This is a genomic window from Yoonia sp. (assembly GCF_036770585.1).
Lineage (GTDB): Bacteria > Pseudomonadota > Alphaproteobacteria > Rhodobacterales > Rhodobacteraceae > Yoonia.
The window spans coordinates 1-6,123 of the sequence record NZ_DAIPIW010000067.1; the positions used below are offsets into that span (position 1 = coordinate 1).

Genomic DNA, 6,123 nt, shown 5'->3' on the forward strand with positions numbered 1-6,123 from the left:
GGACAAAGCTGGGGCGTCGGGCCTTCGGCCAGCGGGGTCTGGGCGGGTCGGGGTGGCACCATCGCCGCCTGGCGCGGGGGCGGCTGGATGTTCATCGCGCCGCAGGATGGATGGCTGGCCTGGTGCAAGGGCGATTCCACGCTGCGGGTCCGTTCGGGTGGTAGCTGGCAGGTGCTTGCCGCGCTCTGATCGCGGCAATTCCCGACGAATCTTGTTGCAATACCCGGTGCGGGGCCGAAATTCGCACCTCGGGCAGCACCAAACGCCGAAAAAACGGGCAGCCCGCCGGGTTGCCCGTTTTTCTGTGTCAGCCCGACAAAACACAGGAAAATCAAGTGTTCCACGCCCGTTAGCGCACACAGTCACCCGGTGCCCCCTGTGTTGCGCCATTCTGTCGCGGAATCTTCGACCAGAGTGCTTGCGACCTCATACCCCCTCTGCTACATCGCGCCTGATTTTGCCGCTCTCGCATCCGTGAGGGCAACAGAAGTCGTCCATCTGCTGCCCGACACCATCGGGCGTGGCAGGTCTGGGCCCAAATATCGGAAGGCTACACGTGTCCGAAACCGCTGGTATTTCGACAGGCATCGCCACGCGCTATGCCACCGCCGTGTTCGACCTCGCCAAGGAAGGCAAGGCGATCAAGGCTCTGGAATCTGATATTGCTGCGCTCGATGCAGCGATGGCCGAAAGCGCCGACCTGCGCACCCTTCTGCATTCGCCGCTTTACAGCCGCGAAGAGCAGGGTGCCGCAATCGGTGCTATCGCCAAGAGGATGGAATTATCCGAAACAACCGCAAACGTTCTGGCGCTGCTGTCAGCCAAGCGCCGTTTGTTTGTGCTGCCACAGCTTGTCGCCGTGCTGCGCGACCGTCTTGCCGAAGAACGCGGCGAGGTGACGGCCGAAGTCACGACCGCCAAGGCGCTGACCAAGGCGCAGTCCGACAAGCTGGCGAAGACACTGAAGGCCCAGGTGGGCAAATCCGTGATTATCAAGGAAACCGTCGATGAAAGCATCATCGGCGGCCTCATCGTTAAAGTGGGCTCGAAGATGATCGACACTTCGATCGCCTCCAAGCTCAACGCACTCCAGAACACCATGAAAGAGGTCGGATAAATGGCGATCCAAGCGTCTGAAATCTCTGCGATCCTGAAGGACCAGATCAAGAACTTCGGCAAAGAGGCCGAGGTGGCTGAAGTCGGCCGTGTGCTTAACGTCGGCGACGGTATCGCCCGCGTTTACGGTCTCGACAACGTGCAGGCCGGCGAGATGGTCGAATTCCCCGGCGGGATCCGCGGGATGGCCCTGAACCTTGAATCCGACAACGTTGGTGTGGTTATCTTCGGCTCTGACCGCGACATCAAGGAAGGCGACATCGTCAAGCGCACCAAGTCCATCGTGGACGTGCCGATCGGTGACGCGCTGCTGGGCCGCGTTGTGGACGCGCTGGGCAACCCGCTGGACGGCAAGGGCCCGATCGAGGCGAAAGAACGCGCTGTCGCCGACAGCAAGGCCCCCGGCATCATCCCGCGCAAGTCCGTGCATGAACCGATGGCGACCGGCCTCAAGTCCGTTGACGCCATGATCCCGATCGGCCGCGGCCAGCGCGAGCTGATCATCGGCGACCGTCAGACCGGCAAGACTGCTGTGGCGCTGGACACGATCCTGAACCAGAAGTCCTACAACGACGCCGCCGAGAAAGAGTATGACAAGCTTTACTGCATCTACGTGGCCGTTGGTCAGAAACGCTCGACCGTTGCCCAGCTGGTGAAGCGTCTGGAAGAATCCGGTGCCTTCGAATATTCGATCGTTGTGGCGGCAACCGCATCCGATCCGGCCCCGATGCAGTATCTGGCCCCTTACGCCGCGACTGCGATGGCCGAATACTTCCGCGACAATGGCCGCCACGCGCTGATCATCTATGACGACCTGTCCAAGCAGGCCGTGTCCTACCGTCAGATGTCCCTGCTGCTGCGCCGCCCACCAGGCCGCGAAGCTTACCCGGGGGATGTTTTCTACCTCCACTCGCGCCTGCTGGAGCGGTCGGCCAAGCTGAACGAGGACAATGGCGCAGGCTCGCTGACAGCCCTGCCGATCATCGAAACCCAAGGTGGTGACGTGTCCGCGTTTATTCCGACCAACGTGATTTCGATCACCGACGGTCAGATCTTCCTTGAGACCGAACTCTTCTATCAGGGGATCCGCCCCGCCGTGAACACCGGTCTGTCGGTTTCGCGGGTTGGGTCCTCGGCGCAGACGAACGCGATGAAATCCGTTGCCGGTCCGGTCAAGCTGGAACTGGCCCAGTACCGCGAAATGGCCGCCTTCGCGCAGTTCGGCTCTGATCTCGACGCCGCGACCCAGCAACTGCTGAACCGCGGTGCCCGTCTGACCGAACTGATGAAGCAACCGCAGTATTCGCCCCTGACCAACGCCGAGATCGTCTGCGTGATCTACGCGGGCACCAAGGGCTTCCTCGACAAGATCGCCGTCAAGGACGTGGGTCGTTTCGAGGCCGGTCTGCTGAAGCACATGCGCACCAACGCCAAGGACGTGCTGGACTTCATCACCAAGGAAGACCCCAAGATCAAAGGTGAGGCGGAAGACAAACTGAAGGCCGCGATCGAAGCCTTCGCCAAAGACTTCGCCTAAATCCCTGAGACAAAGGAGACTTTGCTTTGCCTAGTCTTAAGGACCTGAAAAACCGGATCGCGTCGGTCAAATCGACCCGCAAGATCACCAAGGCCATGCAGATGGTCGCGGCCGCCAAACTGCGCCGCGCCCAGGATGCAGCCGAAGCCGCACGCCCCTATGCCGAGCGTTTCAACGCGGTGATGGCAGGGTTGGCGGCATCGGTGGGCAACAGCGAAACGGCGCCGCGGCTTCTGGTCGGCACCGGCAAGGACGATGTGCACCTGCTGGTGGTCATGACGGCTGAACGCGGTCTGTGCGGCGGCTTCAACAGCAACATCGCCAAGCTGGCGCGCCAGCATGCGCAAAAGCTGCTGGCCGCTGGCAAGACCGTCAAGATCCTGACCGTCGGCAAGAAGGGCCGCGCCTCGATGAAGCGCGATCTGGGCGACCATTTCGTCGGTCACATCGACATGACGGACGTCAAGCGTGTCGGCTATGCCGATGCGCAAGGCATCGCCAAGGATGTCCTGAACCGCTTTGACGCTGGCGAATTCGACGTTGCGACGATCTTCTACGCGCGTTTCGAAAACGTGGTCGTGCAGCACCCGACGGCCCAGCAAATCATTCCCGCCGAGTTCGAAGGCACCGAAGATGCGGGCGCTGCCACGCTCTACGACTACGAGCCCGGCGAAGAGGAAATCCTCGCCGATCTGCTGCCCAAAGGTGTGGCCACGGCCATCTTTAGCGCGCTCTTGGAAAACGCCGCGTCCGAACAGGGTGCCCGCCAGTCCGCGATGGACAACGCGACCCGCAACGCAGGCGAGATGATCGACAAGCTGACGATCCAATACAACCGTTCCCGTCAGGCGGTCATCACCAACGAGCTGATCGAAATCATTTCGGGCGCTGAAGCGCTCTAGACCCCGGAGAAGACCATTATGGCAAACGCAAAAGGTAAGATCACGCAGGTCATCGGCGCCGTCGTCGACGTGCAGTTCGGCGATCACCTGCCAGAGATCCTCAACGCTCTGACAACCGACAACAACGGCAAGACCCTTGTCCTCGAGGTGGCCCAGCACCTTGGTGAAAGCACTGTCCGCGCGATTGCGATGGACTCCACCGAAGGTCTGGTGCGCGGTCAGGAAGTGACCGACACCGACGGCCCGATCACCGTGCCCGTCGGCGATGCAACACTTGGCCGGATCATGAACGTCGTGGGCGAGCCTGTGGACGAAAAAGGCCCCATCGGCGAGAAAGAGCGCCGTTCGATCCACGCTGACGCGCCGACCTTCGAACAGCAGTCGACCGCGTCCGAAGTTCTGGTCACGGGCATCAAGGTGATCGACCTTCTGGCCCCCTACGCAAAGGGCGGCAAGATCGGTCTCTTCGGTGGTGCCGGTGTGGGCAAGACGGTTCTCATTCAGGAACTGATCAACAACATCGCCAAGGTGCACTCGGGCTATTCGGTTTTCGCCGGTGTGGGCGAGCGGACCCGTGAAGGCAACGACCTTTACTACGAATTCATCGACTCCGGCGTCATCGACGCCGAAGATCTTACCAAGTCCAAAGTGGCCCTTGTCTACGGTCAGATGAACGAGCCTCCGGGGGCGCGTATGCGCGTCGCCCTGTCCGGTCTGACCATGGCGGAATCCTTCCGTGACCAGTCCGGCACCGACGTTCTGTTCTTCGTGGACAACATCTTCCGCTTCACGCAGGCGGGGTCCGAGGTGTCCGCACTTCTGGGCCGTATCCCATCCGCTGTGGGCTACCAGCCAACGCTGGCCACCGACATGGGCCAGATGCAGGAACGCATCACCTCGACCAAGAACGGGTCGATCACATCGGTTCAGGCGATCTACGTGCCTGCCGACGACCTGACCGACCCTGCGCCTGCGACCTCGTTTGCGCACCTCGATGCAACGACCGTTCTGAACCGTGCGATCTCGGAAAAGGGGATTTACCCTGCCGTTGACCCGCTCGATTCCACCTCGCGCCTGCTGGACCCCGCCATCGTGGGTGAAGAGCATTACCGCGTGGCCGCCGACGTGCAGAACATGCTGCAGCGCTACAAGTCGCTTCAGGACATCATCGCGATCCTCGGCATGGACGAACTGTCGGAAGAAGACAAACTGACCGTCGCCCGCGCCCGCAAGATCGAGCGTTTCCTGTCGCAGCCCTTCGACGTGGCGCAGGTCTTTACCGGCTCGCCCGGTGTGCAGGTGCCGCTGGAAGACACCATCGCCTCCTTCAAGGCCGTTGTGGCCGGCGAATACGACCACCTGCCCGAAGCGGCCTTCTACATGGTCGGCGGCATCGAAGAGGTGAAGGCCAAGGCCGAAAAGATGGCCGCCGCCGCTGCCTAAGTAACTCGCGAAGGAGCCGACAATGGCAAACCTACACTTCGATCTGGTCTCGCCCGAACGCCGTCTGGCCTCGGTCGAGGCGACCGAGGTCCGCATCCCTGCGATGGAAGGCGACATGACCGCCATGGCCGGTCACACGCCGACCATCACGACCCTGCGCCCCGGTGTCCTGACCGTGGTGCACGGTGGTGGCACGGACGGCTATGTGGTGTCCGGCGGGTTCGCCGAGATCACCGCAGACAGCGTCTCGGTGCTGGCCGAACGGGCCCTGCCACAAGCCGAAGTCACGCAAGAGGTCTACGACGCCATGGTCGCAGAGGCCAAAGCCGCCCTCGGCCGCGCGCAGGAAAACTTCAAGAACGAACCCGGTCCGGTCGACGATGCCGCCAAGCTTTTGTCGGACATGGTCGCGATCGGTGGAACGATCGGACTTTCGGCCAAGTCCTAGGCCCTGCCGAAGCCTGACCGATAGCCCCGCCCTGTGCGGGGCTTTTGCTTTTACGGTGGTGTCAACAGCGCGCTCAGGGTGCCGATCCCCATCACGCCCGGCGCCCCGTCGACGGTCGTCACCATGCTTCCATCAAGTCCGGTACTGCTGCCCCGCGCCCGCATCCCTTCGCCACCGGTTCCGTAGAGACCGCCCACCAGGGTGCCATCGATGCCGAACAGATGCAGGCCACTGTCCAAGGTGCCGTCAATGTCGAGTGTCACCACGGCCTGACCAGACCCGCCCGCCTTCACCTGGCCATTGCTGATCAAAATGGTGCCCGCATAGTTCACCAATCGTTCTTCAAGGTTTTCATCAATCGCGGTCCCCATGAAGTTCTGGGCGCTGCCCGTGATCGACAGGTCGGACAGAGACAGCGTCATCGTCGCATTTCCAGCGACATTGGCGCTTGCTGCGGCTGACGCCACCAAAAGTTCCAGATACCCCGCATAGCTCATGCTGCCCATGTCCGGCATATCGGCATATGTCATGGTCACGCCACCCATGACGGATTGCGGGCCCGTGGCGGTCACCGCAGGCCGGAAGGTGGACTGATAGACGGCCGCTTGGCTCGGCGTCGCAACATAAAGCGCCGTTGGCGTGGGTGTCGGCCCGCCGCCACTGCCGCCGCCGCCGCC

General features: G+C 62.0%; 7 protein-coding genes. 6 read left to right on the top strand and 1 reads right to left on the bottom strand.

Translation table 11 applies throughout. From position 1 onward, the window contains the following. The 6 genes from V7N12_RS11240 to V7N12_RS11265 all read left to right on the top strand — a co-directional run. Nucleotides 1-189: DUF2793 domain-containing protein (locus tag V7N12_RS11240; RefSeq protein WP_333714658.1), on the top strand; the 189-nt coding region annotated here is incomplete at its 5' end. A gap of 367 nt (nucleotides 190-556) precedes the next feature. Next, the gene (locus V7N12_RS11245; RefSeq protein ID WP_333714673.1) at nucleotides 557-1,117 is read left to right on the top strand and encodes a F0F1 ATP synthase subunit delta; all 561 of its coding nucleotides are present in this window, start codon (nucleotides 557-559) and stop codon (nucleotides 1,115-1,117) included. Then, complete coding sequence (gene atpA, locus V7N12_RS11250; protein WP_333714659.1) at nucleotides 1,118-2,653, top strand: F0F1 ATP synthase subunit alpha; 1,536 nt, start codon at nucleotides 1,118-1,120, stop codon at nucleotides 2,651-2,653. 26 nt (nucleotides 2,654-2,679) lie between these two features. Further along, complete coding sequence (locus tag V7N12_RS11255) at nucleotides 2,680-3,555, top strand: F0F1 ATP synthase subunit gamma (protein WP_333714660.1); 876 nt, start codon at nucleotides 2,680-2,682, stop codon at nucleotides 3,553-3,555. Nucleotides 3,556-3,573: 18 nt separating this feature from the next. Continuing rightward, a complete protein-coding gene (gene atpD, locus V7N12_RS11260; protein ID WP_333714661.1) occupies nucleotides 3,574-4,998 on the top strand; it encodes a F0F1 ATP synthase subunit beta in 1,425 nt (474 codons plus the stop codon). A 22-nt stretch (nucleotides 4,999-5,020) separates the two neighbouring features. Then, nucleotides 5,021-5,446, top strand: a complete 426-nt coding sequence (locus V7N12_RS11265; RefSeq protein ID WP_333714662.1) for a F0F1 ATP synthase subunit epsilon — start codon at nucleotides 5,021-5,023, stop codon at nucleotides 5,444-5,446. Between the two features lie 50 nt (nucleotides 5,447-5,496). Here V7N12_RS11265 and V7N12_RS11270 read toward each other — a convergent pair. Continuing rightward, nucleotides 5,497-6,123, bottom strand: a 627-nt coding sequence (locus V7N12_RS11270; RefSeq protein ID WP_333714663.1) for a hypothetical protein, incomplete at its 5' end; no start/stop codon positions are given.